Here is a 26,799-nt window from a genome sequence, read left to right as displayed (position 1 = left end):
CGGCCGGGGGTCTGCCATGCTTGGTCGGGTGAGCGACGGCGAGGGCAGCAGCGGGGAGCCGTCGATCGACGTGCTGTTCGCGCGCACGGCGGGCGGCGACCGGGCCGCGTTCGGCGAGCTCTACGACCGCACCGCACCGCGGGTGTTCGGCCTCGTGCGACGGATCCTCGTCGACGCCGCCCAGGCGGAGGAGGTCACGCAAGACGTGTTCCTCGAGGTCTGGCAGCAGGCGGCGCGCTTCGACGCGAGCCGCGGTGCGGCCGTCGCCTGGCTCCTGACGATCGCGCACCGCCGCGCGGTCGACCGGGTGCGCTCGGCGCAGGCGAGCGCCGAGCGCGATCTCCGCGCCGGCATCCGCGAGCTCGCCACGCCCGCCGAGGACGTCGAGGAGCGCGTGGAGCTCAGCGTCGAGCACGAGCGCGTGAGCGCCGCGCTCGGCGAGCTCAGCGAGGCGCAACGCACCGCGCTCGCCATGGCCTACTACGAGGGGAAGAGTCAGTCCGAGATCGCCGACGCGCTCGAACTGCCCCTCGGCACGGTGAAGACCCGATTGCGCGACGGCATGATCCGGCTGCGCCACCTGCTGGGGGTGACCTCATGACCGAACCCGACGAGGAGCTTCGCGCGCTCGCTGCGGCCTACGCGCTCGACGCGCTCGACGGCGAAGAGCTGCGCCGCTTCGAAGCTGAGCTCGCCCGATCGCCCGAGCTCCGGGCCGAGGTCGACGGCTTCCGCGCCGTTGCCGCCGGGCTCGGTGCGGAGACGCCCGAGCTCGCGCCGCCGCCCTCGCTGAAGGCCGGGCTGTTCGCGCGGCTCGACGAGACGCCGCAGCTGCCGCCGGTGGATGCCGAACCGCTCGCCGAGCCCGCCGCGTTCCCGGCGTCGGCATCCGAGCCCGACGCGGCCGCCGAGCCCGACGTCGCGCCCGTCGACGAGCTCGCCGCGCGGCGCCGGCGGCGTCGCCTCGTGACCACGCTGGCCGCCGCGGCCTCCGTGGCGATCCTCGCGATCGGCGTGGTGATCGGGATCGGCTGGTCCGGCCCGAACGGCTGGGGCGCGCAGCGCGAGCTCGCCGCCCTCGAGGCGGCCCCCGACGCCCAGCGGCAGACGGTCGAGGTGTCCGGCGGCGGCGAGGTGACGGTGCTCTGGTCGGCCGAACTCGGGCGCAGCGCGGTCATGGCGAACGGTCTGCCCGAGCTCGGCTCCACGCACGACTACGAGCTCTGGTACATCGACGAGGCGGGGCCGGCACCGGCGGGGCTCGTCGGCGCGAACAGCTGGCGCGTGCTCGAGGGCGACTTCGTCGACGGCATGGTCGTCGGCCTCACGGTCGAACCGGCCGGGGGCTCGGAGCAGCCCACCACGGAGCCCATCGCCGCGGTGCAGACGTGAGTCGCGCGGGCGGGGGTCCCGCCGGGTCGCGAGCATCGCACGGCGCCGCCGCGCTCGACCAGCTCGCCCGCGAGCTCGCCGCCGACGACGAGCTGCGCCGCCGGCTGCAGCGCCGCACCCTCGCGGTCGTGGTCGCGAGCCAGGTGCTGGGCGGCGCCGGCCTCGCCGCCGGGGTCACCGTCGGCGCGCTGCTCGCCCAGGAGGTGCTCGGCAGCGACGGCCTCGCCGGTGTCCCGACGGCGCTCTTCACGCTCGGTTCGGCGCTCGCCGCGTTCCTCGTCGGCCGGGTCACTCAGCGCCGGGGGCGCCGACTCGGCCTCGGCCTCGGCTTCGCCGCGGGCGGCATCGGCGCGGCGGGCGTCGTCCTCGCCGCCGTCGCCGACAACGTGCCGCTGCTGTTCCTCTCGCTCTTCGTCTACGGGGCGGGCACCGCGACGAACCTGCAGGCGAGGTACGCGGGAGCCGACCTCGCGACGCCGCGCACCCGCGGCACGGCCGTCAGCATCGCGATGGTGTCGACCACGCTCGGCGCGGTCGCCGGCCCCAACCTCGTCGAGCCGCTCGGCCGGCTCGCCGAGTCCTGGGGCATCCCGGCGCTCGCGGGGCCGTTCCTGCTCGGCGGGGCCGCCTACGTCGCCGCGGGTGCGGTGCTGCTCGCACTGCTCCGGCCCGACCCCTTCCTGCTCGCCCGCCGGCTGCCGGATGCCGAGGCGCCCGCGGTCGTGGAGGCATCAGACCCGGCCGAGGCGGTGCCGCCCGCTGCGGCATCCGCTCCTGCTGCGGCATCCGCTCCTGCTGCGTCATCCGCTCCGCCCGCGCCCGTACGCCCCGGCCCCGGCGCGTACGCGGGCGCCACCGTGATGGTGCTCACGCAGATCGCGATGGTCGCGATCATGACGATGACCCCGGTGCACATGCGCGCCCATCATCACGGCCTCAGCGAGGTCGGCCTCGTCATCGGCCTGCACATCGCGGCGATGTACCTGCCGTCGCTCGTCACGGGCGTGCTCGTCGACCGCGTGGGCCGCACGCCGATGGCGATCGCCGCGGGCGTGACCCTGCTCGCGGCCGGCATCGTCGCGGCGGTCGCCCCGGCGGACTCGCTCGGCCTGCTGATCCTCGCGCTCGTGCTGCTCGGCCTCGGCTGGAACTTCGGCCTCATCGCGGGCACCGCGCTCGTCGTCGACGCCACGGTGCCCGCGAACCGCGCGCGCACCCAGGGCACGATCGACGTGCTGATCGCGCTCGCGGGGGCCGGCGGCGGCGTGATGTCCGGCGTGGTGATGGCGGCGTCGAGCTATGCGGCGCTGGCGCTCGGCGGCGGCATCCTCTCGCTCGTGCTCATCCCGGTGCTGTTCTGGGCGAGCCGAGCGCGCCGAGCCGCGGCGGAGCGCGCGGGCTGAGGCGGCTCGCCCTAGAACACCCCGAGCAGCTGGGCGAGCATCGCCACCGCCGGCACGAGCGGCAGCATGAGCCACACCGCGAGGAGCGGCACGGCGAGCACGCCGAGCGCGAGCAGCGCCAGGGCGGACCACGCGACGCCGAGGCCGTCGAGCCGGCTCACGAGGCGTCCGGCAGCATCACCGGGCACTCGCCGCCGGGCTCGGTCGAGAGCTCGAAGTGCCACATCTCGTTCGCGTAGGTCTGGCAGAGCCCGTAGTCGGCGCCGTGCTGCGAGAGCCAGCTGTCGGCGTCGGTGGGGCCGATGTCGATCGCCCGGCCGGTGACGTGGTTCGAGGCCTCCGGGGTGCTGACGAAGCGACGCGCCTCCTCCAGGCTGCCGTGCTCGAGCACCGCGTCGTCGAGCAGCTGCTGCTGGTACTCGGCGCTGCGCCAGCCGCTCGTCACCCGGAACTCGATGCCGTCGTCGGCGGCGTCCGCCGCGGCGGCGCGCACGGCCGCCAGCAGCTCGCCGTCGAGCAGGGTGATCGCGGGCACCTCGTCGTCGAGCGAGATCCATTCCCCTTCCGGAATGTACCCGTCCGATTCGTCGATCGTGCCGTCACCGGTGTCGCCGTTGCCCGGCTGCGCCTCACCCGAGGGGGTGCCGAGGCCGTCCGCCCCGATGCCGGGGACGCCGCCGCGGCTCGCCGCCGCCGCACCGAGCAGGGCGGCTCCGACGGCCACGAAGGCGAGCACGGCGGCGAGGGCGCCGAGCACGGCGACGCGGCGACGGCGGATGACGGAGTCGTGATGGGTTCGCATACGACGAGTCGACCGCAGCGGCCGTTGCCGGGCCGTCTCGGAATCCGCATACGCGGGCGATACCCGCCCACGACCCAGCTCAGTCGGCGGTCAGCGGCTGGATCAGCGTCGGGTCATGCGGGTCGATGGCCCGGTGGGAGTTGACCCGCCGATCGACCTCGTACTCGCGGATGGTGGGCGCGACGCGGTCGGATGCCTCGAGCAGGAAGTCGACCATCGCCTGCATGCCGCCCGCGTCGAGCTTCACCGGGTCGAGGTAGCGCTCGACCTCGTCGAGCGGGAGGTACACCGGCATGCGCTCGTGGATCTCGCCCGAGGCATCCCGCGCCTCACGCGTGATGATCGACGCGGAGACCTGCCAGCTGCCGTCGTCGAGGCGCCTGGCGGTCGAGATGCCGGCCGCCGCGAGCAGCTCGCTCTCGCCGTGCAGGTAGTGCGCGTGCTTCTTGCCCGGCTCGCCCGTCCACTCGTAGTAGCCGCGCATCGGCACGATGCAGCGGCCCTGGGCGAAGGCGCCCTTCCACAGCCCGTTCGTCGCGACGGTCTCGATGCGGGAGTTGAACTGCGGCCGCTTCGACTCCTTCATGAACGAGGGGTGGAAGTTCCACACGGCGGGCTCGAGCCGCCGCACGAACGCGCCCGTCTCGCGGTCGGCTCGCTCGCGCACGATCGGGATGGTGTCGGTCGGCGCGAGGCTGTAGCTCGGCCGCCACTCGGGGAAGTCGTCTTCGGCCTCGAACACCTCGGTGAGGTCGTCGGCCTTCTGCGAGACCACGAATCTTCCGCACATGCTGCCTCCCCGGATCACTGCCAGCCTGCCACCGACCGCCGACGTCCGCAGCCCCGCCGAGCACTCAGTCCGGCCGCCGGCCCGCCCACGGGTCGTAGTCGGCGACGAGCGGCTCCTGCGGCGGGCGCTCGCCCTCGGGCACGTGCTGCAGGTTCACCCGCACGCGGTACCAGAGCGAGCTCGCCCCGCGCATGCCGTCGACGAGCACGTCGGCCGGGTGCAGCGCCGCGGCGGCGGCCGGATGCCTCGTCCGCCACTCCTCGAGCGCGGCGAGCGCCTCGGGCTTCGTCTCGGTGCGGGCGAGCTCGATGAGCGGCATCGTCGAGGTGCGGCGGCCCGAGGCATCCGCCCCTCTCGGCGGCTTCTCGGCCGGGCCGAGCCGTTCGGCGAGGGCGAGCAGCCCGTCGAGCGATCCGGTGGCGTCGTCGATGCCGGCCGCCGGGTCGCCGCGCTCGGCGAAGCGGCGCAGCACCGTGGTGACGGTGAAGTCCTCGGGCCGGGCGGTGCGCACCTCGTCCCAGTCCAGCGGTGTCGACACGCGCGCATCGGGGAGCGGGCGCACCGAGTACGCCGAGGCGACGGTGCGGTCCTTCGCGTTCTGGTTGAAGTCGACGAACACGGTCTCGCCGCGCTCCTCCTTCCACCAGCGGGCCGTCGCGAGTCCCGGGGCGCGATCGGTGACCTCGCGGGCGAGCGCTTCGGCGGCGAGGCGCAGCTCGGGGTAGCTCCAGCGCGGCTCGATGCGCACATTCAGGTGCATGCCACGGGAGCCGGAGGTCTTGGGCCAGGCGACGAGACCGTGCTCCGAGAGCACCTCGCGCGCGATGAACGCCGTGTCGACGATCTGCGACCACTCGACGCCGGGCATCGGGTCGAGGTCGACGCGGAGCTCGTCGGGGTGATCGAGGTCCTCGGCGCGCACCGGATGCGGGTTCAGGTCGATACAGCCGAGGTTCACGACCCAGGCGAGTCCGGCGCGATCGCGCACGACAGTCTCCTCGGCCTCGGTGCCCGAGGCGTAGTGCAGGGTCGCGGTGTCGATGAAGTCGGGATGCTGCTCGGGCACCCGCTTCTGGAAGAACGCCTCGCGATCGATGCCCTTCACGAAGCGCTTCAGCACCATCGGCCGTCCGCCGGCGCCGCGGAGTGCGCCGTCGGCGACGGCGAGGTAATAGTCGACGAGGTCACGTTTGGTCAGGCCGGCGTCGGGGAAGACGAGCTTGCCCGGATGGCTCACCCGCACCTCGTGGCCGTCGACCTCGATGACCACGGCGTCGTCGGAGCGGGCCGCCATGTCACCACTCTAGGTGGTTTCAGTGCCGCTCCGGGGTTCGGGGCTCGAACTTCCGGTCGATGCGGCCGCTCTGCCCGCGGCGTATCGTCGGAGCCGGAGGCGACCATGGATCTCGAACCCGTGCTCACGAAGCTCGACCGCATCGCGGGCGGCCGCGCCGCGGGCGAGAAGGCCGACGACGAACTCGTCGAGCACCCGCGCACGCGCCGCGCGTTCACCTGGATCAGCTGGCTGCTCGCGCTCGAGCTGCTCATCGGGCTCGCGGCGCTGGTCGTGGCGATCGTGCTGTTCGCGCAGGGCACGGTGCTCGCCTTCCCCGTGTGGATGCGGATCCTCGTCGTGCTGGGTATGACCGCGACGCTGTTCTACTTCGCCTGGCGCGCGCAGAAGGGCTACCGCTGGGCGTACTCCCGGCTGCGGTTGTTCAGCAAGATCTTCCCGGTGATCACCCTCGTCATGGCCGCCATCCCCGGACTGTTCCCGTTCTGGATGGTGACGGAGCAGATCGTGTTCAGCCTGATCCTGATCGGCATCGCCGACTTCCTGGACAGCGATCACATGCGCCGCGTGTTCCGCCGCCCGGAGTGAGCCGCGGGGTTCGCCGTCAGCTCTGGAGCCATTCGAGGTAGAAGGTGCCGACGCCGGCGGCGACGAGGAGGCCGCCGATGATCCAGAACCGCACGACGATGGTGACCTCGGCCCACCCCTTCAACTCGAAGTGGTGATGGATCGGGCTCATCAGGAAGATCCGCTTGCCGTGCGTGAGCTTGAAGTACGCCCGCTGCACGATCACCGACCCCGTCTCGATCACGAACAGCCCGCCGATCAGCACCAGGAGCAGCTCCGTGCGGCTCACGATCGCCAGCGCCGCGAGCGCCCCGCCCAGGGCCAGCGACCCGGTGTCGCCCATGTAGATCTTCGCGGGGTTCGTGTTCCACCACAGGAAGCCGATGAGCCCGCCCACGATCGCCGTCGCCACGATCGCGAGGTCGAGGGGATCGCGTACCTCGTAGCAGCGGTAGGCATCCGCCTGATTCAGATTGGGATTCGCGCAGGCCTGGTTGAACTGCCAGAAGCCGATCACGACGAACGAGCCGATCGCGAGGATCGACGCCCCGGCGGCGAGCCCGTCGAGCCCGTCGGTCACGTTCACCCCGTTCGACGCCGCCGTCGAGATCAAACAGATCCAGATCACGTACAGGATCGTGCCGGCGATCGTGCCGAACACCATGAAGTCCAACGGCAGATCCCGGATGAACGAGATCTTCGTATCCGCCGGCGTCGTGCCCTGCGCATTCGGGAACTGCAACGCCAACACCGCGAACGTGCCCGCCACCACGACCTGCCCGGCGACCTTGGCCCAGCCCCCGAGCCCCAGGCTCTGCTTCTTCCGCGTCTTCAAGAAATCGTCGATGAACCCGACCACGCCGAGCCCGACCATCATGAACAGCACCAGCAGCCCCGACGCCGTGGCACCCTCACCATTGATCAGCGTCGCCCCGAAATACCCGAACAAGGCGCCCAGGATGAAGATGATCCCACCCATCGTGGGCGTGCCCCGCTTCACATGATGGCTCTGCGGCCCATCGTCGCGGATGAACTGCCCCCACCCCAACCGGGTGAACAGCCTGATGAACACCGGGGTCAGAAAGAGCGTGAAGGCGAGCGACAAGGCTCCAGCGGTCAGCAGTGCTCTCACGAGGTCATTCTCCCAGTCGGTCGGCGAAGCGCGTCAATCCGGCCGCTGAGGCCCCTCAGCTCCAGCGGCCGAGCAGCGCCGAGGCATCCCGCGCGAACTCGTCGAGGATCTCGGCGACCGGACGCACCGAACGCAGCAGACCGACGCCCTCACCGGCGTCGACCGGCACCAGCCGGTGGTCGCCCGCCGAGTTCGCTGCCGTGAACGCGGCGCGGAAGTCGTCGAGTTCGTCGCCACTGCCGCGGAGCTCGTCGACCCGCGCCGCCCACGCCTCGACGAAGGCGTTACGTACGACCCGCTCGGGGAAGCGCTCCGGCCAGGGCAGTCCGAGCGCCGCATCCGCCGCGCTCGTGTTCACGGTGTCGTCGCCGCTCGCGGCGAGCAGCACGGGCCGGGCGGACTCGGGCGTCAGCGCCTCGGGGCTCGCCATCAGCGCGGTGCCCACCCAGGCACCGTCGGCGCCGGCCGCGAGCACCGCGGCGAGGCTGCGGCCCGAGGAGACGCCGCCCGCGGCGAGCACCGTCGCCCGGCCGCCGATCCCGTCGAGCACGGCGTCGAGCAGGCTGAGCGTGCCCATGCGCGGGTCGCCGTGGCCGCCGCCCTCGCTGCCGCGCGCGACGACCACGTCGATGCCCGCGTCGGCCGCGAGCACGGCCTCCGCCGGGGTGTACACCTGGGTCGCCGCGAGCGCGCCGATGGCGTGCACCCGCTCGACCCAGTCGAAGCGCTCGGAGAAGCCGATCGAGACGAGGTGGGGGCGGGCCGCGAGCGCCGTGTCGAGCAGTTCGGGGTCGCGGCGGAGCCCCCAGTCGACGAGGCCGATGCCGAAGGGGAGCGCGGATGCCTCGGCATCCACGCCGCGCGCCGCCTCGAACTCGGCGAGCTGCGCCGAGAGCTTCGTCGCGGACCCCGCGCTGCCCATGCCGATGAGGCCGAGCGCGCCGGCCCGCGAGACGGCGTGCGCGAAGCGGCCGCCGGCCACCCCGCCCATCGGGGCCGCGACGATCGGAACGCCCAGCCCGAGCGAGGCGGACCACGGCGTGGCGAGACCGGTCACGGCTGCACCTCCTGTTCGGCCGCCCAGCGCAGGAACGCGGGGTCGGCGGAGACGATCCTGGACACCTCTTCGCCGCCGTCGCAGCGGCACAGGCTGACGACGGCACCCTCGGCATCGATCTCGCGCAGCGCCCAGGTGCCGCCGAAGCCTTCCCAGCGGGCGAGCTCGTCGAGCGGGGCGCTCGCGGATGCCGATTCGAGGGCCGGCGGCCCGAGCTCCGGCGGTCCGGCCGCGGTGGGGGAGCTGCGGGTCCAGCCGAGCTCCTCGCCGCGGTCGTAGAAGTGCCGGAACGCGTAGATGAGCGGGTGCCAGGCGCCGGGATCGATGTGCTGGGTGCCGGGCACGTGCAGCTCGGGCAGCGCGTGCACGCGGACGACCTCGACCTCGACCATCGCGTAGCCCGGGTCGACGCCCGGCGTGATCCGGCGCACCTCGCCCTCGAACTGCAGCGGGGCCTCGCGCACCCGCGGCGGGGCGACGAGCTCCGAGGGCTGCTCCGTGAGACCGGCGAGCTCGAACTTGCGGCGCTCGGTGCGGTAGCGGTGCGCCTTCGCCGCGGGCACCGGGTCCCTGCCGGTGACGGCGGCGAGGCGCTCGACGTTGCGCCACTGGCCCGACGCCGGGAAGTTGACGGTGAGTTGCCGGCGCTCGACGAGATTCGCGTACGACTGCCCGTCGGTCTCGAGGCCGAGCACGAGCATGCGTCCGAGCGCCCAGTGGCTCGATGCCGGGGCGAGGTTGGCGGTGCCGTCGGCGTTCTGCGTGACGACCAGATAGACCGGGGTGCCGACGTACAGCACGCTCGGCTCGATCACGAGGTGCTCGTCCTGTCGCATGGCTGCCTCCCGTCCCGGCCGATGCCCCCACGCTACGCCTGCCGTGCGGCGTATGACGCGGCCGGTGGTCCACCGTGATGCGCGCGCGTCACACGTCGCCGCCCTCCGGTAGCGTCGTCGGATGCTGAGCATCCGATGGGCGACGGTCGAGGATGCGGCCGGGGTCGCCGCAGTGCATGTGAACGCGTGGCGGGTGGCCTACGCGGGGCTGATCGACCAGGCCGTGCTGGATCGGCAGAGCGTCGAGGCGCGCACGCAGATGTGGCGGAACTGGATCGCTCGTTCGCAGCTCGGGCAAGCGCCGGACGGCTACGGCGACGTCGCGCACCGCCTGCTCGTCGCCGAGCTCGACGGCGAGATCCTCGGCTGGGCGAGCTTCGGCGGCGGACGCGACGACGACCGCCGCGAGCTCGGCGAGCTCGCGGGGCTCTACGTCGATCCCACGAGCTGGACGCGCGGGGTCGGCCACGCGCTGATCGAGCGGGCGCAGCAGGAGCTCGCCGCGGCCGGCTGGACCGAGGGCTATCTCTGGGTGCTCGACGGCAATGCCCGCGCCATCCGCTTCTACGAGCGGCACGGCTGGCGCGCCGACGGCGGAGAGAAGTTCGGTGAGGGCGGCAGCGTTGAGGGATTGCACGAGCTGCGCTACGTGCGCCCGCTCTGAGCGGATGGCTCGGTGCGCGAGTTCTCCACAGCTTGACCTGAACTGCCGAGCGCGCGTATCGAGCCGTCCAGGCTAGTGGGATGCGTATCGGGGTCTATGTCGACGGCTTCAACCTCTACTACGGCGCGCGTGGGTTGTGCGCACGGTCGACCCCCGGGTGGCGGTGGCTCGACCTCCGGCAGCTCGCCGGCTCGATCGTCGCTCGTCGTTCCACATGGATCGGCCCGACGATCGATCGAGTCGTGTACTGCACGGCCAGGGTCAGCGGGGCGTCGAACGCGAGCGGCCAGCGTGACCAGGACGTCTATCTCCGTGCACTGCGGGAATCGGGGTCGGTGGATGAGTTCGCGATGGGCAACTACGTCTCGCGGGTCTCGACGGCTCCGCTCGCGGTCGCCGATCGGAAGGCTCGTCCGGTCCTCGCGCTGCCGGGCTGGCCGATGATGATCCAGCATCGGGATGGCCGACCTCACCCGGACGCGGTGTTCATGGCCTCGGTGGCCCGACGCGAGGAGAAGGGCTCCGATGTGAACGTGGCATCGCATCTGCTGCTCGATGTGCTGGAGCGACGGGTCGATGCGGCCGTCGTCGTCAGCAACGACAGCGATCTGGCGTTCCCGATCGCCCAGGCACGAGAGCGTGTGCCCGTCGGAACGGTGAATCCGACGAAGAACTACCGCGCTGGCAAGCTCGGCGGGACGCCGCTCGACGGGGTCGGGGGCCATTGGTGGTACCAGCTCACTGCGGACGATGTGAAGAGTGCGCAGCTGCCGGACCGGGTCGGAAGGCTCACCAAGCCCTCCGGCTGGTAGGTGCCACGGGCGAGCGTGCTATCCTTTCGGGATACCACTCGGCCCCTCTGGGGCCGAGTCTTTTTTGGCGTCGAAGCGATGCTGCCGATGGGTGGCGTTCACAGCGGATCCGAGCCCCCGACATAGCCCGGTCATAGGGTCGGCGCGCAGCCTTGGATCGTGTCGACGAGCACGATCGCATCGGTTCGGATGCGGTGGCGGCGCGACGCGGGTCCGCGACGACTCCCTCCTGACGCGGTCCGCGCGCGCCGCGTCTCGCGGCACGACGGTGCCGGCCGGGCTGGCCCCGCCAGCGCCGGGTGATCGGGTCCCGACGATGCGGCGGGCGGCCCCCGGCGCACCGCCGGGGCTCGCGGCCCGCCTCACTCCATGGAGTCGAGGATCCCCACGAGCTGCTCGAACGTCGTCATCGGGTTCACGATCGCGAAGCGGGTGTTCGGCCGGCCGTCGTGCGAGCTCGGCGTGACGAAGGCGCGCTGCTCCTCGAGCAGGCGCGTCGACCAGCGCTCGTAGTCGTCCATCGTCCAGCCCTCGCGCTCGAACACGACGATCGACAGCTCGGGGTCGCGCACGAGCCGCAGCTCCGGCCGCGAGCGGATCTCCTCGGCGATGCGCTGGGCGAGCTCGAGCGAGTTGGTGATGGCGGCCCGGTACGCGGCGGCGCCGTAGCTCGCGAGCGAGAACCAGAACGGCAGCCCGCGGGGGCGTCGGGTGAGCTGGACCGCGTAGTCGGACGGGCTCCACTCGGGCTTGCCGGTCAGCGTGTCGAGGTACTCGGCGTGCTGGGTGTGCGCGCGGCGGCCGATCTCGGGGTCGCGGTAGATGAGGGCGCAGGCGTCGAAGGGCGCGAAGAGCCACTTGTGCGGGTCGACGATGACCGAGTCCGCGCGCTCGACTCCGCGGTACCGCGGGCGGGCGAGGGGGGAGAGCATGCCGGTCAGGCCGTAGGCGCCGTCGATGTGCAGCCAGAACTCGAACTCGTCCTTGAGGGCGGCGATCGAGGCGACGTCGTCGACGATGCCGAAGTTCGTCGAGCCGGTCGTGGCGATGACCGCGAAGACGTCGTCGCCGTGCTCCTCGAGCGCGGCGCGCACGGCGTCGCCGCGCAGCCGGCCGTCGGGGCCCGCCGGCACGAGCACGAGCTCGACGTCCATGACCTTCGCGGCGGACTTGTTCGAGGAGTGCGCCTCGGTGCTGCAGACGAGCTTCCACCTGGCGGGTGCGGGGAGCCCGGCCGCGGTGCGGCGATCGCGGGCCGCTTCGCGGGCGGCGACGAGCGCGGAGAGGTTGCCGATGGTGCCGCCCTGCACGAAGACGCCGCCGGCGCCGGCGGGCAGACCGAACTCCGCGGCGAGCCAGGTGAGCACCTCGTTCTCGGCGTGCACCGCCCCGGAGCCCTCCATCCAGCTGCCGCCGTACAGGCTCGACGCCGAGACGACGAGGTCGAACGCCATCGCGGCCTTGGTGGGCGCGGCGGGGATGAAGGACAGGTACTGGGGGTGGTCGATCGTGATGCAGGCCGGGGCGAGCACGTGCTCGAACACCGAGAGGGCGCGCGTCGCGCCCATGCCGTGCTCGTCGATCGTGCGGCCGGCGAGGCGGCTGAGCTCTGCCTCCGTCTCGGGCTTGTCGAGCGGGGTGTCGGTCGAGAGCAGCCGGCGGCGCGAGTAGTCGAGCACGAGGTCGACGATGGCCTGGGTCTCGGCGGTGACGGCGTGCATCCGCGTGGGGTCGACGGCCTCCGCCGGGGGCGTGGACCCGGCGTCGGTGGTGCTGCTGCTGGGGGAGTCGGCTGCGGTGCCCATGTGTGTCCTCTCGATGGCATCGGCAAGTCTGAACCGTCGCCCGGCCGCGCGCAACTTCTACGCATGAATCCCGCCGTGCACGCAATCACCGCTCGCTTGGACGGCACAAACGGGCAGTCCGTTGCGTGCGGGCGGCGGCGCGCGGAGGATGCCGGATGCCTCGACGGCTCAGGCCGCCCGGGTGCGCCGTCGGCGGGATGGCGCACACTGGACTGGTGACCCCGGACGCGCGACTCGACTGGCGGGCGCCCCATCCGAGCGAGCTGCATCAGACGGTGGGCTCGCTCCGCCGGGGGCCCGGCGACCCCGCGTACCTGACCGCGCCCGATCGTTCGGTCTGGCGTGCGACCCGCATGGCCGAGGGGCCGGCGACCATGCGGCTCTCGCAGCGCGGCGCCGACGAGTTCCGCTGCGAGGCGTGGGGGCCGGGGGCGGCCGCCGCGGTGGCCTCGGCACCCGAGCTGCTGGGTGCGCGCGACGATACCGCCCGCTTCGAGCCGAGGCTCCCCGAGCTCGTCGAGGCGCACCGGCGCAACCCGGGGTTCCGGGTGCCGCGCAGCGGCCGGGTGCTCGAGGCGCTCGTGCCCGCCATCCTCGAGCAGAAGGTGATCACCCTGCAGGCGCACGACTCGTGGCGGGTGCTGCTGCGTCGCTTCGGCGAGGCGGCACCGGGGCCGGTGCCGCGGCCGATGCTGGTGCCGCCGAGTGCCGAGGGGTGGCGCATGATCCCGAGCTGGGAGTGGCACCGGGCAGGGGTCGACCCGCAGCGCTCCCGCGCGATCGTGCGGGTCGCGGCGCTCGCCGAGCGCGTCGAGGAGGCGGCGGGGATGGCGCCGGCCGACGCCCTCGTCCGGCTCACCGCGCTGCCGGGCGTCGGCCCGTGGACGGCGGCCGAGGTCGCCCAGCGCGCCCTCGGCGACGCCGATGCGGTCTCGGTCGGCGACTACCATCTCGCGAACTTCGTCGGCCACGCGCTCGAGGGGCGCGACATGAGCGACGAGGAGATGCTCGCCGCCCTCGCGCCGTGGGCCGGGCAGCGCTACCGGGTCATCCGCCTGCTCGGCCTCGCCGGGCACCGCGGGCGGCCGCGGCGCGGACCGCGGATGCCGTTCGTCGACCACCGCGCCCGCTGAGCGCGCAACCCGGGCGCCGCCCGGTCAGCCCGCCTGTCCGGCGCTGCGCTCCTCGTCGGCCTGCCACTCGACGAGCGGCTGCAGCAGCTCCATGAGCTGCAGCGCGCGCGAGCTCGGCGTGTACCGGATCGTCACGGGCGTCGTGGCGCGGACGTGCCGTTCGAGCAGGCCGTCGGCCTCGAGCTCCCGCAGGCGGGCGGCGAGCACCCGGTCGGAGATGCCGGCGACGGTGTCGCGGTACTCGGAGAAGCGGCGGGCGCCGCGCACTCCGGCGAGCAGGATGGCCGCGTTCCACTTGCGCCCGGCGAACTCGATGGCGCTCGTGAAGCGGCGGCAGGCCTCGTCGTCGATGTGGCCGAGTTCGTGCAGCCGGGCCGAGCGTCGGGCGTCGAGCTCGTCGGCCTGCGCCTCGGGGTCCGGGGAATACGCCATGGGCCGCGCTCCGTTCCACTCGGTGAAGGAACTTCCTTCGAGTAAGTAGCTTACCCGTCGCATGCGCGGCCCGCGGCATCCCCAGCATGATGGACGCGACCGCCCCGGAACGGAGCATGGAATGCACTACGGACGCCCACTGCAGTTCGGCACCTTCGTCACGCCCGTGAACGACCCGCCCCAGCGCGCGGTGCAGCTCGCGGAGCTCAGCGAGCAGCTCGGCTACGACCTCGTGACCTTCCAGGACCACCCGTACCAGCCCGCGTTCCACGACACGTGGACGCTGCTGAGCTGGGCGGCCGCGCGCACGAGCCGCATCCACCTCGCCGGCAACGTGCTGAACCTGCCGCTGCAGCGCGAGCCCGCCGTGCTCGCCCGCGCCGCCGCGAGCCTCGACCTGCTGAGCGACGGGCGCTTCGAGCTCGGCCTGGGCGCCGGCGGCTTCTGGGACGCGATCGAGGCCATCGGCGGGCGCCGGCTCACGCCGGGCCAGGCGGTCGACGCGCTCGACGAGGCGATCCGCATCATCCGCGGCACCTGGGACGTCTCCGATCGCGGACGCTTCGCCGTCGAGGGCGACTACTACCGGGTCGACGGCGCGAAGCGCGGGCCCGCCCCGGCGCACGACATCCCGATCTGGATCGGTGCGCTGAAGCCCCGCATGCTCCGCCTCATCGGCCGCGCCGGCGACGGCTGGCTGCCCTCGCTCGCCTACCTGCAACCGGGCGACTACACCGACTCCGCCGCCCGCATCGACGAGGCGGCGACGAAGGCGGGCCGCAACCCCGCCGAGATCCGCCGCCTGCTCAACGTCGCCGGTCGCTTCACCGCCGGCCGCGGCGGCGACGTCCGCAGCCGCGGCGGCATGGTCGAGGGTGCGCCGGCCGACTGGGTCGAGCAGCTGCTGCCCTATGTCGTCGAAGACGGCGCCGACACCTTCATCCTCGCCGGCGACGACCCGGCGAGCATGCAGCGCTTCATCGAGGAGGTCGCGCCCGCGCTGCGGGAGGCGGTCGAGCAGGAGCTCGGCGCGGATGCCTCGGCCGGAGCCGTCCGCAGCACCGCCGCGCTCGCGAAGCGACGCCCCGGCATCGACTACGACGGGCTGCCCGCCTCGCTCGCCGCCACCGCCATCGAACCCGGGGACGCGAAGTTCTCCCGCGTGCGTTCGACGTACCTCCGCGGCGGCGACCCGGGGCTCGTGCTCCAGCCCGCGACGCGCGAGGAGGTCGTCGAGGCGGTCGCCGTCGCGCGCGCCCATCGCGATGTGCCGCTCAGCGTCCGCAGCGCCGGGCACGGCATCAGCGGGCGCTCGACGAACGACGGGGGCCTCGTCATCGACCTCTCCCGGATGCGTCGCATCGAGGTGCTGGACGAGGAATCCCGGCTCGTCCGCGTCGAACCGGGCGCGCGCTGGGTCGATGTCGCGGCCGCCCTCGAACCGCACGGCTGGGCGCTCAGCTCCGGCGACTCCGGCGGCGTCGGCGTCGGCGGCCTCGCGACGGCGGGCGGCATCGGCTGGCTGGTGCGCGAGCACGGCCTGACGATCGACCACCTGCGCGCGGCGGAGCTCGTGCTCGCCGACGGGCGCACCGTGCGCGTGAGCGCCGAGGAGCACCCGGAGCTGTTCTGGGCGGTCCGCGGCGCCGGCGCGAACGTCGGCATCGTGACCGCCTTCGAGTTCGAGGCCGACGAGGTCGGCGTGCTCGCGTTCGGGCAGCTCACCTTCGACGCGAGCGACACCGCCGCGTTCCTCCTCGCCTGGAGCGACTGGGTCGTGGACGCGCCGCGCGACCTCACGAGCTTCCTCATCGTGCAGCCCGGCAGCGCCAGTCGGCCGCCGCTCGCGCACGTGCTCGTGGTGGTCGACTCCGACGACGCCGACACGGTGCTCGAGCGGCTGAACCCGCTCGCCGACGCGGCGCAGCTCGTCGCGCAGGACGTGCGCTTCACGACCTACCGGGGCATCGTGTCGAACGCGAGCGACGCGAGCCACAGCGCCGAGGGGGAGCCGCTGTCGCGCACCGGGCTGATCGGCCGGTTCACGCCGGAGTTCGCCCGGGATGCGACGCGCTTCCTCGAGAGCGGCGCGAGCTACTTCTTCCAGGTGCGCGCGGCCGGCGGCGCCGTGCACGACGTGCCCGCCGACGCCACCGCGTACGCGCACCGCGACGCGGAGTTCTCGGTCGTCGCCTTCGGCACGCCGAACCGTCGCACGAGCGAGCGCTGGGACGAGCTGCTCGAGCCGCACATGAGCGGCGCATACCTGAGCTTCGAGACCGAGGGCGGGCCCGAGCGCCTGGCCGCCGCCTTCCCGCCCGCGACCCTCGAGCGGCTGCGCCGGATCAAGGCGGAGGTCGACCCGGACAACCTCTTCCGCGACAATGCGAATGTGACCCCGGCGGGCTGAGCCCGGCGCACCCTGCGCACGGGGCGGAAACGGACCGCCATGGCCTGGCTCTACCTCTCGCTCGCCATCGCCTTCGAGGTCGCTGCGACGAGCTTCATCGGCAAGACCGAGGGCTTCACGAAGCTGTGGTGGACGGTCGGCGTGCTCGCCGGCTACGGCGTGTCGTTCCTGACGCTCGCGCAGGCGGTGCGGGAGCTCGAGATCGGCATCGTCTACGCGATCTGGTCGGGCGTCGGCACGGCGGCGATCGTCGCGATCGGGGTGCTGTTCCTCGGCGAGAGTCTGACGGTGCCGAAGCTCATCGGCATCGCGCTCATCATCGCCGGGGTCATCGTGCTGAACGTCTTCGCGGGGCAGTCCGCCGCGCACGGCTGACTGCGCCCCGCGCATCGGGCGCTTGCGGCATCCGCTTCTCGTGATTAAACTGACTGGTCAGTACAAAGACGTGCGAACCATCCCACCGCACGAATCGAAGGAACGCACGTGCCGACCATCGCCAGGGCGAACGACCTCGCCCTCGAATCGAAGCGCGGACCCGTCTACGGCCCGCTCGACCTCCGCATCCAGGACGGCCTGACCGTGCTGCACGCGCCCTCGGGCAGCGGACGCACCAGCCTCCTGCTCACCCTCGCCGGGCGCATGAAGCCCTCGGCCGGCACGCTCGAGACCCTCGGCCGCGAACTGCCGCGCGGCGCACGCCGCGTGCAGCGCGAGTCCGGCATCGCCGGCTTCGCGGGCATCGACGAGCTCGAGGAGTCCGTCACCGTCGGCGCCGCCGTCCGCGAACGCGCCGCCTGGATCTCGCCGTGGTGGGCGTTCGTGCGCCGCCCCGACGAGGCGGCCCTGCGCGCCGTCCTCGGCCCCGTCTTCGGCGAGACGCCGCTGCCCGCTCCCGACACCGTCATCTGGGAGCTCGACGAAGCGCAGACCGCACTGCTGCGCATCGCGCTCGCCATGATGAGCGAGCCGCGCCTGCTCTGCTTCGACGGCCTCGACGAGCTCGCCTCGCCCGCCGCACGAGCGGCCGTGTGGCGCAGCCTCGACGCGATCGCCCGCGCCGGCACCGCGGTCGTCGTCTCGGCCGCCACTGCCGACCCCCGCCTCTGGGCCGAGCTCGGCATCGAGCCCGCCGCCCAGTCCATCCTCCCGACGGCCGAACGGGCCGACTCGACGCCGAGCGGCGCCGACGGCGCCGACGACGCCGACGACCTCGACCTTCTCCTGGAGCACGCCTGATGTTCGCCTTCCTCTCACCCGGCACCGAGCTGCGCCGCTTCCGGAAGGGCACGCTGCCGAAGATCGCCATCGCAGTGCTGCTCTTCATCCCGCTCATCTACGGCGCCCTCTACCTCTGGGCGTTCTGGGCGCCCACGGACGAGCTGAAGAACCTGCCCGTCGCCCTCGTGAACGAGGACGCCGGCGCGCGCCTCGACGGCGAGCGGATCACCGCCGGCGACGACCTCGTCGAGGAGCTCACCGACGGTGGCCAGCTCGACTGGCGCGTCACGGACGCGGCGGATGCCTCGAGCGGCGTCGCCGCCGGCGACTACTACTTCGCCGTCACCATCCCGCGCGACTTCTCCGAGCGGGCCGTCTCCGTCGGCACCGACGAGCCGCGCCCCGCGAGCGTCGAGGTCGACTACAACGACGCGAACAACTTCCTCGCCTCCACCCTCGGCAAGCAGGCCATGGTGCAGCTCAAGGACGCCGTCGCCGAGCAGGTCTCCAAGCGCACCGCCGACACCCTGCTCGTCGGCATCACCGACGCCGGCGACGGCATCCGCCGGGCCGCCGACGGGGCCGATCAGCTCGCCGACGGCGTCGCCACCGCGAAGACCGGGGCCGGCGCGCTCGTCGTCGGCATCGGGGAGCTCGCCGACGGCGCGGGGCAGCTCGACGCGGGGGCGATCCGGCTCGCCGACGGCTCGGGCACCCTCGCCGACGGGCTCGCCCAGCTGCGCGACGGCGCGGGCGAACTCGCGGGCGGCGCCGCCCAGCTCGCCGACGGCTCGGCGCTGCTCGCCGGCAAGGTCGGCGACGCGGCATCCGGGTCCCAGGCGCTCGCCGCGGGCGCGCACGCGCTCGCCGACGGCGCCGGCGCCCTCAGCGACGGCACCGCGGCCCTCGCAGGCGGAACCGGCACGCTGTCCGGCGGCATCGACGAACTCCTCGCCGCGATGCAGGCGCACCCGGAGGTGCCCGCTGCCGCCTACCTCGACAGCGTGCAGCAGCTCGCCGACGGCGCGAGCGAGCTGAACGGACGGGCGCAGGCCGCCCTCCCCGGCGCCCAGGAGTACGCGGCAAAGAGCGCCGGCTTCGCCGGCAAGACCGACGAGCTGGCCGCCGCGCTCGCCGCGGGTCAGCCCGGGGCGCAGCAGCTCGCCGCCGGGGCCGCCCAGCTCCGCGACGGCACCGCCACCCTCGCGGCGAAGTCGGGCGACGCGGCATCCGGCGCCCGCACCCTCGCCGACGGCGCGGCCACCCTCGCGGGCGGCACCGACTCCCTCGTGAGCGGCACCGGGGAGCTCGCCGCGGGCGGCACGAAGCTCGCCGACGGCGCGGGAACGCTCGCCGACGGCAGCCGCACCCTCGCCGACGAGCTCGGCTCCGGAGCGGAGGCGGCGCCGCAGCTCAGCCGCGCCGACCTCGAGGCGAAGTCCGAGGTGATGTCCGCCCCGGTCGCGCTCGACGAGCGCTGGCAGCACGAGTCCAGGAGCTTCGGCGAGGGCTTCGCGCCGTTCTTCATCGCCCTCGCGACCTTCGTCGGAGGGCTCATCACCTGGCTCATCCTGCGGGCTCTGCCGAGTCGCGCGCTCGCCGCGGGTGCCACCGGCCTCCGCGCCGTGATGACCGGGTTCCTGCCGGCCATGGCGATCGGGCTCGGCCAGGTCGTCATCATGGTGCTCGTGCTCGTCTACGGCATCGGGCTGCAGCCGCAGTACTGGCTCGGCACGGCGGCGTTCATCTACCTCGTGACGCTCGCGTTCCTCGCCCTGCAGCAGATGTTCATCGTCGTGCTCGGCAGCGCCGCGGGGCGCGTGGTGAGCCTCGTGCTGCTCATGCTGCAGCTCAGCAGCTCGGGCGGCACGTACCCGGTGGAGACGACGCCCGCGTTCTTCCAGGCGCTGCACCCGTTCATGCCCGCCACCTACGTCGTGAACGGCCTGCGCGAGCTCATCACGGGCGGCGTCGACTCTAGACTGTGGCTCTCGGTGCTCGTCATGGCCGGCATCCTCGTCGGATCGCTCGCGATCAGCGCCTGGAGCGCCGGCAAGCAGCGGGTGTGGAGCATCGGCCGACTGCACCCCGAGCTCGTGATCTGAGCCACCGCCCGCCGCCGACCGCCCGCACCGACCGCCGCCGCCGACCAGGAGATGCCCGTGGCCCGCACCAGCACGACGAAGCGCCAGATCCTCGACGCCGCGCTCGAGCTGGCGGCCACGAAGGGCATCACCGGCACGACGATGGACGAGGTCGCCGAGCGCGCCGGCGTCGCCAAGGGCAGCCTCTACTACAACTTCAGCTCCAAGGACCTGCTCTTCGAGGCCCTGCTGAAGGAGCGGGTCGGCGCGCTCGCCGAGTCGCTGCGCCGGGCGAAGGGCGAGCGCCGCGGACAGGAGGCCATCGAGGCCCTGGTCGCGGAGCTGCTCGACGTGATCGCGGCCAACTCTGCGCTCGCGAAGCTGATGGCGGCGGAGATCTTCCGCACCGACCGGGCCTGGCAGGAGACGCTCTTCGCGCTGCGGCACGAGGCGCTCGCGGTGTTCGCCGAGGCGATCGCCGAGGCATCCGGCCCCGCTGGTGCGGGGGACGCGGATGCCTCGGCCGCCGCCGCGGGCCTGCGCGCCTCGGCCGTGTTCGGCGCGGTGCTGATGGCGGGCCTCGAATGGCTCGTCTTCGAGCCCGAGCGCGACCGCGCCGAGGTCGCCGCCGCCATCCTCGCGACGCTCCGCCCGGCCTGACCGGCCCCCACCCGGACCCACCCATCCCGGCCACGCCCGCGCCCACCCACCCGCGCCCACCCACCCGCGCCCACCCACCCGGACCCCACTCCTGCCGTGCGGTCACTATTTGCGGGTCGCCGGTCGCCGCCACCCGCAAATAGTGACGACACGGCGGTTCTCGGCGGGGAGAGCGGGCGGGGAGAGGCGGCGGCGCGGGGCGGCGGTGGACGGGGCAGCCGGGTGCGGCGCCCCACGCGGCCTACGCGGGCCGCGAGGAGCGCCGGGCGATCGCGACGAGCTCGGCGGCGGCCTCGCTCGGCCGGGCGGTCGCGCGGCGCACCGCGCGCAGGCGTCGACGGAGCTCGAGTCCGTCGACGGGCACCTCGACGAGGTCGCCGCGGGCGATCCAGCCGGCGACTGCGAGCTCGCTCAGCACGGCGGGTCCCGCCCCTGCGGCGGCGCTCACCCGGACGGCGGCGTTGCTGCCGAGTTCGAGGCTGGGCGGGGCGAGCTCGTGCTCGGGGATGCCGAGCCGTTCCAGTGCCGCCGCGAGCGTGGCGCGGGTGCCGGAGCCGCCCTCGCGCACGACGAGCGGGGTCGCGGCCAGCTCGGCGGGGGTGAGCAGTCGGCGCCGGGCCCACGGATGGTCGGGGGCGACGACGACCGCGAGACGATCGTCGGCGACGGTCACGCTGCGGAGCCCCGGCGGCACGCGCGGCGTCTCGACGAAGCCGAGCTCGCACGCCCCCGAAGCGACGAGGGCGAACACCTCGGCCGAGTTCGCGACGCGCAACTGCACCTCGAGCTCGGGCCGCGCGCGTCGCAGTCGGGCGAGCCAGGCCGGCGCGAGGTACTCGGCGACGGTGAGGCTCGCGGCGACGTCGAGGTGGGCGTCGCGGTCGGCGCGGAGGGCGGCGCTCGCCGTCATCAGCTCGCGGGCGTCGTCGAGCACGCGGCGGGCCCAGTCGGCGACGGCGGCGCCGGCCGGGGTGAGGCGCGAGCCGCGCGGATGCCTCGCCACAAGGTCGAGTCCGAGCTCACCCTCGAGGCGGGTGATGGCGCGGCTCGCGTTCGGCTGGGCCATCCCGACCGCGCGCGCCGCGGCGCCCAGGCCGCCGTGCTCGGCCACGGCGACGAGGAGTTCGAGCACGGCCAGATCAGGCCAGCGCTGCTGCGGCGTCAAGGGCATATCACGATGATATGACTCGATGCCGGATCGGCGGCTACTGCGAGCCGTCCGGGGCGCCCAGAGTGAACTGGTGAGCAGTCCCGCACGTCCGAGCCCCGCCCCGAACCCCGTCCCGAGCACCGCCTCCCGAGCCGCGCGGCTGCGCGGCCTCGCCCCCGGACTCGCCCTCGCCCTCGCGGCGGCCGGCCTCTCGCTCGCGCTCACGCTCGTGCTGCCGACCGTGAGCGCGCTCCTCGTCGCGATCGTGCTCGGCGTCGCCTGCCGCAACCTGCTGCCCCTGCCCGCCTCGCTCGACCCCGGCCTCGCGCTCGCGGCGAAGCGGCTGCTCCGGATCGGCATCGTGCTGCTCGGCCTGCAGCTCGTGCTCGGCGACATCCTCGCGCTCGGGCCGGGCATGATCGCGGTCGTCGTCGCGATCGTCGCCGTCGGCATCCTCGCGACCCTCGCGATCGGCCGGGCGCTGGGCGTCTCGCCGACGCAGCGTCTGCTCATCGCCTGCGGTTTCTCGATCTGCGGGGCGGCCGCCGTCGCCGCCGTGGACGGTGTCATCGAGACCGAGGACGAGGAGGAGGTCGTCACGGCCCTCGCCCTCGTCGTGCTGTTCGGCACGCTGATGATCCCGCTGATCCCGCTGCTCGGCGCCGGGCTCGGGCTCGGCGAGCTGCGCACCGGCCTGTGGGCCGGCGGCTCGATCCACGAGGTCGCCCAGGTCGTCGCCGCCGGTTCCGCGATCGGCGGGGCGGGACTCGCCGCGGCCGTCGTCGTGAAGCTCGCGCGGGTGCTGCTGCTCGCTCCGGTGCTCGCGGTCGTCTCCGTGCAGCGGCGCCGCGCGATGCGTCGCGAGCAGGCCGACGGCGCCGCACCCACCGGCAGGCGCCCGCCGATCGTGCCGCTCTTCGTCGTGGGCTTCCTCGTCATGGTGCTCGTGCGCTGGACGGGCGTGCTGCCCGCGGGCGTGCTCGCCGGTGCGGGCGTCGTGCAGACGGTCCTGCTCGCCATGGCGATGTTCGCGCTCGGCACGGGCGTGCGGTTCTCGATGTTCCGCCGGGTCGGGTTCCGCCCCGTCGCGCTCGCGGGCGCCTCGACGCTCGTCGTCGCGGGCGTCGCGCTCGGCGGCGTGCTCGTCGCCGGCTGACGCTGCGAGACGGGCGGTCGGTCGAGCGCGTCCGACGGAACCTGCGCGCGCGGGCCAGGCCGCGCCCGGACGCACGCACGCACCGGATGGCGTGCAGCCGCATCCGGTGCGTGCGCGGGGCGCCGTGCCGGGCAGCCCCCAATGCTGCCCGGCACGCGCCCTCAGCCGGCCGTCGGCGACGGCAGGCCCGGTCCGGGAACCCCCGTGCCCGGTCCGGAACCCGGTCCGTCGTCCGTCAGGCCGCCGTCCTTCGATCCGCCGTCGGCGGAGCCGGTGCCCGAGCCCCCGTCGCGGCGCGCGGCACGGCGCTCGCGGCGCTGGGCGCGCCGGGCCATCCGCCGATCGCGGCCGCGCTCGAACAGCAGGTACAGGATCGGCACCAGCACGAGCGTCAGCAGCGTCGAGGAGATGAGCCCGCCGATGACGACGATCGCGAGCGGGCGCGAGATGAACACGCCGCCACCGGTGAGCCCGAAGGCCATCGGCAGGAGGGCGAAGATCGTCGCGGCCGCGGTCATGAGGATCGGGCGGAGCCGCAGCCGGGTGCCGTGGCGCACCGCGTCCTCGAGCGTCGCACCCCCTTCGCGCAGCTTGTTGACCAGGTCGATCAGCACGATCGCGTTCGTCACGACGATGCCGATGAGCATCAGCAGGCCGATGAGGGCGGGCAGGCCGAGCGGCGTCCCGGTGAGGAACAGGCCGAGCAGCGCGCCGGTCGCCGCGAACGGCACCGAGACGAGCAGGATCATCGGCTGCCGCAGGTTGCGGAACGTGCCGATCATGACGAACAGCACGAGCACGATCGCGGCGAGCATCGCGAGCCCGAGCTGACCGAACGCCTCGTCCTGCTCCGCGGCGACGCCGTGCACCTCGTAGTGCACGCCGCTCGGCAGGGTCACCTCGGCCATCGCCGCGGTGACGGCCGCGTTCGCCGCGTCGAGCGCCCCGCTCTTCGGCGTGACCGTGATGGTGACCTCGCGCTCGCCGCCGACGCGGGTCACCGAGGGAGCGGTGCGCTCCTCGGTGACGCTGGCGACGTCCGCGACGCGCACGGCGGTGCCGCGGAGCTCGCCGGCGGCGGTCTGCTCCTGCTCCATCCGCTCGGCTTCGGCGCGCTGCTCGTCGGCCTCACGCTGCGCCTTGCGGAGCTGGTCCACCTGCTCGTCGCTCGCGGTGATGCCCTGCTCGGTCTGTGCGATCGCCGACTCGAGGCCGGCGAGCTGCTCCTGGCGCTCCCGGATGGCGGCGGCGACGGCCTCCTCCTCGGGCGAACCGGGCACCGCGGGCACGATGGGTGCGGCCTGGAGCGCGGCGAGCTGCTCGCGCAGGGTGCCGAGCTGACCGCGCAGCTCGCTCCGGGCCGACTGCGCCTCGGAGATCTGTCGATCGAGCGCGTTCGCGGCGTCCGCCTGCGCGCTCTGCGCCTGCTGCTCCTGCTCGGCCTTCAGCTTGTCGAACGCGGCCTTCTGGGCGGCGGCGGTCTGCTTCGGAGTCACGGGCAGCAGCAGCTCGGCGACGCCGGCGGCGCCACCGGTGACCGTGCTCGTGCGGATCACGATGTTGCGTTCGCGACCCTCGAGCATGAGGGTGCCCGCGGGCGTGCCGCTCAGCGCCGCGTCGATCGCCTGCGCGATCTGCTGCTGGTCGAAGCCGAGGGCCGCGGCCTTCGCCGGGTCGACGACGACGCGCACGACGGGCTGATCGCCGGACAGGCTGCTCGTGGCCTTCTCCACGCCGGGCTCGCCCTCGAGGGCCTTCACGAGCGAGTCGCTCGCCTCGCGCAGGGCGACGGGGTCGTTGCCGAGCACGCGCAGCTCGATGCCGCCGCCGCCGAACCCGCTGGTGTCGACCGCGGTGAGCTCGAACTGCTCCGGGTCGCCGAGCGGTTCGAGCGCGCGCTCGACCGCGCCGCGGACGGTGTCGGCCTTCGCGCCGTCGGCGAGCAGGATGTCGTAGCTGATCTTGGCGGGCTCGCCGGCCGTGCTCGACTGGGCCGGGATGGCGGCGACGACGTCGCGCACCCCCTCGACCTTGCTGAGCGCGCGCTCCACGGGCTCGGCCGCCTTCGCCCGCGACTCGAGGTCGACGGCATCCTTCGGGGTCTGCTGCAGCGAGAGGCTCTGCTGCCCGGACTCGCCGAGGAAGTCGGTCGGGATGACGACGCTCAGGGCGAGCGTCGCGACGAGGATGACGATCGAGGCGCCGAGGGTGATGAAGGGATGCCGTCGGGTCGCGCCGAGCGCGGGCATGATGCTGCGCTGCAGCCGGTCCTCGGGGCTCTGCATCTCCGCCCGGGCGACCGCGGCCGCGTCGAGCGGGGCGTCGTGCTCGGCGTCGTCGTGCGCGGCCGCGCCGGCCGCGCCGGCTGTGCCGGCCGCCACGGACTCCGCCGAGGCATCCGCCGCTGCGAGCTGCTTCGCCGCGCGGTTCTTCAGGAACCAGTAGGCGAGCACCGGCACGATCGTGAGCGCCACGACGAGCGAGGCGAGCAGGGCGATCGTCACCGTGATCGCGAAGGGCCGGAACAGCTGGCCCGTCAGACCCGAGACGAAGGCGATCGGCAGGAACACCGCGACCGTCGTCAGCGTCGACGCCGTGATCGCGCCGGCGACCTGCTTCACCGAGGTGACGATGTCGGCGGGGGTCGGCGCGCGTCGTTCCGCGTGTCTCGTGATGTTCTCGATGACGACGATCGAGTCGTCCACCACGCGGCCGATCGCGATCGTGAGGGCGCCGAGCGTGAGGATGTTCAGCGTGTTGTCGCTCCACCAGAGCCCGATCATCGTGATCAGCAGCGACAGCGGGATCGACACCGCGGCGATCACGGTCGAGCGCCACGAGCGCAGGAACGCGAAGATCACGATGACCGCGAAGAGCAGGCCGAGCGCGCCCTCGACGGAGAGGTCGTGGATGGACTGCTCGATGTACGGCGCCTGGTCGAAGAGGGTGACGAACTCGGCGTCGAGCGACTCGGTGAAGCCGTCGAGCTGCGCCTGGACGCCGTGCGAGATGTCGACGACGTTCGCCCCGGAGCCGGGGATGATCTGGATGGTGAGCGCGGGCTTGCCGTTCACGCGGGAGATGCTCGTCGCGGCGACGGACTGCAGCGACACGTCGGCGACGTCGCCGACGCGCACCGAGCCCTCCTCCACCTGCACAGGCAGCGCCTGGATGGCCTCGATGCTCTCGAGGCCGGGGCCCACGGTCACCGAGACGGCGCCCTCGGCGCCCTCGACCTGGCCGGCGGGCTGTACTGCGGCGTTCGCCTGGAGCGCCTGCAGCACCGAGGCGGCCTCGACCTTCAGCCGATCGAGGTCGGCCGGGCGGATCGCGACCTCGACGCGCTGCTCCTCGCGCCCCGACAGCGTCGCCTCGCGCACCCCGTCGACCGAGCGCAGCGCCGGCAGCACGGTCTGCTCGAGCGAGTCGGCGAAGGCGATCGGGTCGCCGGAGGAGCCGGCGGTGAACATCATCGCGGGCATGTCGCTGCTGGAGCCCGACATGACGTCGACGCGCGCACCCTGCGGCAGCGCGGCCTTCGCGCCGTCGACGGCGGAGCGGATGGCCCGCTCGGTCTCTTCGGCGTCGAGCTCGAACGGCCACGTCACGGAGATCTGCGACGAGCCGGTGCTGGACACGGAGCTCACCTCGGTGATGCCGGCGACCGAGCGCAGCGACTGCTCGACCGGCTCGGTCGCGACCTCCGCCATCTGCTCGGGGGCGAGGCCCGCGGCCTGGACGGAGATGAACGCGCCCGGGTACTTCACCGGTGGCATCAGCTCCTGGCGGAGCGAGCCCATCGCCACGAGCCCGAGCAGGGCGATGGCGATGGTGATGAGGCCGACGATGGCGCGATTGGCGAGACTGGCTCGGGTGAGGAAGGTCATGGCGATCTCCGGTCGGGGGCACGGCCGGATGGAGCGGGCATCGGTGCACGAGCGCGCCGGGCAGGGGCCGCGCCGGGCGATGGTTCCAGTTCACTCGGCGAGGCGGGGGTCGGGC

The 26,799-nt window shown here is 73.5% G+C and carries 24 protein-coding genes; 13 read left to right on the top strand and 11 right to left on the bottom strand.

All coding sequences use genetic code 11. From position 1 onward, the window contains the following. Window positions 1-28: 28 nt before the first annotated feature. The 3 genes from sigK to QSJ60_RS01265 are packed head-to-tail and all read left to right on the top strand — an operon-like array spanning window position 29 to window position 2,795. Window positions 29-601, top strand: a complete 573-nt coding sequence (gene sigK, locus QSJ60_RS01275; RefSeq protein ID WP_372458678.1) for an ECF RNA polymerase sigma factor SigK — start codon at window positions 29-31, stop codon at window positions 599-601. Then, on the top strand, window positions 598-1,392 hold the full coding sequence (locus tag QSJ60_RS01270) for an anti-sigma factor (protein ID WP_285462246.1): 795 nt from the start codon (window positions 598-600) through the stop codon (window positions 1,390-1,392). The genes sigK and QSJ60_RS01270 overlap by 4 nt, the downstream gene beginning before the upstream one ends. Continuing rightward, window positions 1,389-2,795 (top strand): MFS transporter, encoded by a 1,407-nt coding sequence (locus tag QSJ60_RS01265; protein ID WP_285462245.1) that lies wholly within the window; start codon window positions 1,389-1,391, stop codon window positions 2,793-2,795. The genes QSJ60_RS01270 and QSJ60_RS01265 overlap by 4 nt, the downstream gene beginning before the upstream one ends. 11 nt (window positions 2,796-2,806) lie before the next feature. Here the strand turns inward: QSJ60_RS01265 and QSJ60_RS01260 are convergent, their stop codons facing one another. The 4 genes from QSJ60_RS01260 to QSJ60_RS01245 form a co-directional block, all read right to left on the bottom strand. Continuing rightward, entirely contained in the window at window positions 2,807-2,956 is a 150-nt protein-coding gene (locus tag QSJ60_RS01260) for a hypothetical protein (RefSeq protein WP_285462244.1), read from the bottom strand. Beyond that, window positions 2,953-3,597 (bottom strand): M15 family metallopeptidase, encoded by a 645-nt coding sequence (locus QSJ60_RS01255; RefSeq protein ID WP_285462243.1) that lies wholly within the window; start codon window positions 3,595-3,597, stop codon window positions 2,953-2,955. The genes QSJ60_RS01260 and QSJ60_RS01255 overlap by 4 nt, the downstream gene beginning before the upstream one ends. Before the next feature lie 79 nt (window positions 3,598-3,676). Then, window positions 3,677-4,387, bottom strand: a complete 711-nt coding sequence (locus QSJ60_RS01250; RefSeq protein WP_285462242.1) for an SOS response-associated peptidase — start codon at window positions 4,385-4,387, stop codon at window positions 3,677-3,679. A gap of 64 nt (window positions 4,388-4,451) precedes the next feature. Continuing rightward, a complete protein-coding gene (locus QSJ60_RS01245) occupies window positions 4,452-5,681 on the bottom strand; it encodes a DNA polymerase domain-containing protein (RefSeq protein WP_285462241.1) in 1,230 nt (409 codons plus the stop codon). 105 nt (window positions 5,682-5,786) lie between these two features. On the opposite strand from QSJ60_RS01245, the gene QSJ60_RS01240 reads away from it, so the two are divergent. Then, window positions 5,787-6,269, top strand: a complete 483-nt coding sequence (locus tag QSJ60_RS01240; RefSeq protein ID WP_285462240.1) for a hypothetical protein — start codon at window positions 5,787-5,789, stop codon at window positions 6,267-6,269. A 16-nt stretch (window positions 6,270-6,285) separates the two neighbouring features. Here QSJ60_RS01240 and mraY read toward each other — a convergent pair whose 3' ends face one another. The 3 genes from mraY to QSJ60_RS01225 are packed head-to-tail and all read right to left on the bottom strand — an operon-like array spanning window position 6,286 to window position 9,273. Further along, on the bottom strand, window positions 6,286-7,380 hold the full coding sequence (gene mraY, locus QSJ60_RS01235; protein ID WP_285462239.1) for a phospho-N-acetylmuramoyl-pentapeptide-transferase: 1,095 nt from the start codon (window positions 7,378-7,380) through the stop codon (window positions 6,286-6,288). A gap of 55 nt (window positions 7,381-7,435) precedes the next feature. After that, window positions 7,436-8,437 carry an NAD(P)H-dependent flavin oxidoreductase gene (locus tag QSJ60_RS01230; protein WP_285462238.1) on the bottom strand — a complete coding sequence of 334 codons (1,002 nt, stop codon included), beginning with the start codon at window positions 8,435-8,437 and terminating at the stop codon, window positions 7,436-7,438. Beyond that, window positions 8,434-9,273 carry a flavin reductase family protein gene (locus tag QSJ60_RS01225; protein ID WP_230768520.1) on the bottom strand — a complete coding sequence of 280 codons (840 nt, stop codon included), beginning with the start codon at window positions 9,271-9,273 and terminating at the stop codon, window positions 8,434-8,436. The genes QSJ60_RS01230 and QSJ60_RS01225 overlap by 4 nt, the downstream gene beginning before the upstream one ends. Window positions 9,274-9,394: 121 nt before the next feature. Here QSJ60_RS01225 and QSJ60_RS01220 point away from each other — a divergent pair, with 121 nt between their 5' ends. Then, the gene (locus QSJ60_RS01220) at window positions 9,395-9,937 is read left to right on the top strand and encodes a GNAT family N-acetyltransferase (RefSeq protein WP_230768519.1); all 543 of its coding nucleotides are present in this window, start codon (window positions 9,395-9,397) and stop codon (window positions 9,935-9,937) included. 80 nt (window positions 9,938-10,017) lie between these two features. Then, window positions 10,018-10,749, top strand: coding sequence for an NYN domain-containing protein (locus QSJ60_RS01215; protein WP_285462237.1), 732 nt, complete (start codon window positions 10,018-10,020; stop codon window positions 10,747-10,749). Window positions 10,750-11,111: 362 nt separating this feature from the next. Here the strand turns inward: QSJ60_RS01215 and QSJ60_RS01210 are convergent, their stop codons facing one another. Further along, entirely contained in the window at window positions 11,112-12,470 is a 1,359-nt protein-coding gene (locus QSJ60_RS01210) for a pyridoxal phosphate-dependent decarboxylase family protein (protein WP_285465229.1), read from the bottom strand. Between the two features lie 299 nt (window positions 12,471-12,769). On the opposite strand from QSJ60_RS01210, the gene QSJ60_RS01205 reads away from it, so the two are divergent. Beyond that, window positions 12,770-13,687: a DNA-3-methyladenine glycosylase family protein gene (locus QSJ60_RS01205; RefSeq protein ID WP_285462236.1), complete on the top strand. Its 918-nt coding sequence runs from the start codon at window positions 12,770-12,772 to the stop codon at window positions 13,685-13,687. Between the two features lie 24 nt (window positions 13,688-13,711). Here QSJ60_RS01205 and QSJ60_RS01200 read toward each other — a convergent pair whose 3' ends face one another. Continuing rightward, window positions 13,712-14,119 carry a winged helix-turn-helix transcriptional regulator gene (locus QSJ60_RS01200; RefSeq protein ID WP_285462235.1) on the bottom strand — a complete coding sequence of 136 codons (408 nt, stop codon included), beginning with the start codon at window positions 14,117-14,119 and terminating at the stop codon, window positions 13,712-13,714. 121 nt (window positions 14,120-14,240) lie between these two features. On the opposite strand from QSJ60_RS01200, the gene QSJ60_RS01195 reads away from it, so the two are divergent. The 5 genes from QSJ60_RS01195 (at window position 14,241) to QSJ60_RS01175 (ending at window position 20,491) form a co-directional block, all read left to right on the top strand. Next, a complete protein-coding gene (locus QSJ60_RS01195) occupies window positions 14,241-16,529 on the top strand; it encodes an LLM class flavin-dependent oxidoreductase (protein ID WP_285462234.1) in 2,289 nt (762 codons plus the stop codon). A gap of 39 nt (window positions 16,530-16,568) precedes the next feature. Continuing rightward, window positions 16,569-16,904: a DMT family transporter gene (locus tag QSJ60_RS01190; protein ID WP_285462233.1), complete on the top strand. Its 336-nt coding sequence runs from the start codon at window positions 16,569-16,571 to the stop codon at window positions 16,902-16,904. 108 nt (window positions 16,905-17,012) lie between these two features. Further along, window positions 17,013-17,765, top strand: coding sequence for an ATP-binding cassette domain-containing protein (locus QSJ60_RS01185; protein WP_230768507.1), 753 nt, complete (start codon window positions 17,013-17,015; stop codon window positions 17,763-17,765). After that, window positions 17,765-19,852, top strand: coding sequence for a YhgE/Pip domain-containing protein (locus QSJ60_RS01180; RefSeq protein ID WP_285462232.1), 2,088 nt, complete (start codon window positions 17,765-17,767; stop codon window positions 19,850-19,852). Before QSJ60_RS01185 ends, QSJ60_RS01180 begins: the two co-directional genes overlap by 1 nt. 57 nt (window positions 19,853-19,909) lie before the next feature. Beyond that, window positions 19,910-20,491, top strand: a complete 582-nt coding sequence (locus QSJ60_RS01175) for a TetR/AcrR family transcriptional regulator (protein WP_230768503.1) — start codon at window positions 19,910-19,912, stop codon at window positions 20,489-20,491. 241 nt (window positions 20,492-20,732) lie between these two features. On the opposite strand, the gene QSJ60_RS01170 is transcribed toward QSJ60_RS01175, so the two are convergent. Continuing rightward, complete coding sequence (locus QSJ60_RS01170) at window positions 20,733-21,662, bottom strand: LysR family transcriptional regulator (RefSeq protein WP_285462231.1); 930 nt, start codon at window positions 21,660-21,662, stop codon at window positions 20,733-20,735. 70 nt (window positions 21,663-21,732) lie between these two features. Here QSJ60_RS01170 and QSJ60_RS01165 point away from each other — a divergent pair, with 70 nt between their 5' ends. Further along, window positions 21,733-22,797, top strand: a complete 1,065-nt coding sequence (locus tag QSJ60_RS01165) for a YeiH family protein (RefSeq protein ID WP_285462230.1) — start codon at window positions 21,733-21,735, stop codon at window positions 22,795-22,797. A 161-nt stretch (window positions 22,798-22,958) separates the two neighbouring features. Here QSJ60_RS01165 and QSJ60_RS01160 read toward each other — a convergent pair whose 3' ends face one another. After that, window positions 22,959-26,684: an efflux RND transporter permease subunit gene (locus QSJ60_RS01160; RefSeq protein ID WP_285462229.1), complete on the bottom strand. Its 3,726-nt coding sequence runs from the start codon at window positions 26,682-26,684 to the stop codon at window positions 22,959-22,961. Window positions 26,685-26,799 lie beyond the last annotated feature (115 nt).

The organism is Agromyces sp. NBRC 114283 (assembly GCF_030268405.1).
Lineage (GTDB): Bacteria > Actinomycetota > Actinomycetes > Actinomycetales > Microbacteriaceae > Agromyces > Agromyces mediolanus.
The sequence above is the reverse complement of the archived record's forward strand: the minus strand, read 5'-3'. Positions and strand labels throughout refer to the sequence as shown.

What these genes read in the sequence shown, in the direction of transcription:
- QSJ60_RS01270 (WP_285462246.1), top strand. Translation starts at nt 598, where the DNA reads ATGACCGAACCCGACGAGGAGCTTCGCGCGCTCGCTGCGGCCTACGCG.
- QSJ60_RS01255 (WP_285462243.1), bottom strand. Translation starts at nt 3,597, where the DNA reads ATGCGAACCCATCACGACTCCGTCATCCGCCGTCGCCGCGTCGCCGTG.
- QSJ60_RS01250 (WP_285462242.1), bottom strand. Translation starts at nt 4,387, where the DNA reads ATGTGCGGAAGATTCGTGGTCTCGCAGAAGGCCGACGACCTCACCGAG.
- QSJ60_RS01245 (WP_285462241.1), bottom strand. Translation starts at nt 5,681, where the DNA reads ATGGCGGCCCGCTCCGACGACGCCGTGGTCATCGAGGTCGACGGCCAC.
- QSJ60_RS01240 (WP_285462240.1), top strand. Translation starts at nt 5,787, where the DNA reads ATGGATCTCGAACCCGTGCTCACGAAGCTCGACCGCATCGCGGGCGGC.
- QSJ60_RS01225 (WP_230768520.1), bottom strand. Translation starts at nt 9,273, where the DNA reads ATGCGACAGGACGAGCACCTCGTGATCGAGCCGAGCGTGCTGTACGTC.
- QSJ60_RS01220 (WP_230768519.1), top strand. Translation starts at nt 9,395, where the DNA reads ATGCTGAGCATCCGATGGGCGACGGTCGAGGATGCGGCCGGGGTCGCC.
- QSJ60_RS01215 (WP_285462237.1), top strand. Translation starts at nt 10,018, where the DNA reads ATGCGTATCGGGGTCTATGTCGACGGCTTCAACCTCTACTACGGCGCG.
- QSJ60_RS01210 (WP_285465229.1), bottom strand. Translation starts at nt 12,470, where the DNA reads ATGCACGCCGTCACCGCCGAGACCCAGGCCATCGTCGACCTCGTGCTC.
- QSJ60_RS01200 (WP_285462235.1), bottom strand. Translation starts at nt 14,119, where the DNA reads ATGGCGTATTCCCCGGACCCCGAGGCGCAGGCCGACGAGCTCGACGCC.
- QSJ60_RS01195 (WP_285462234.1), top strand. Translation starts at nt 14,241, where the DNA reads ATGCACTACGGACGCCCACTGCAGTTCGGCACCTTCGTCACGCCCGTG.
- QSJ60_RS01190 (WP_285462233.1), top strand. Translation starts at nt 16,569, where the DNA reads ATGGCCTGGCTCTACCTCTCGCTCGCCATCGCCTTCGAGGTCGCTGCG.
- QSJ60_RS01180 (WP_285462232.1), top strand. Translation starts at nt 17,765, where the DNA reads ATGTTCGCCTTCCTCTCACCCGGCACCGAGCTGCGCCGCTTCCGGAAG.
- QSJ60_RS01170 (WP_285462231.1), bottom strand. Translation starts at nt 21,662, where the DNA reads ATGCCCTTGACGCCGCAGCAGCGCTGGCCTGATCTGGCCGTGCTCGAA.
- QSJ60_RS01160 (WP_285462229.1), bottom strand. Translation starts at nt 26,684, where the DNA reads ATGACCTTCCTCACCCGAGCCAGTCTCGCCAATCGCGCCATCGTCGGC.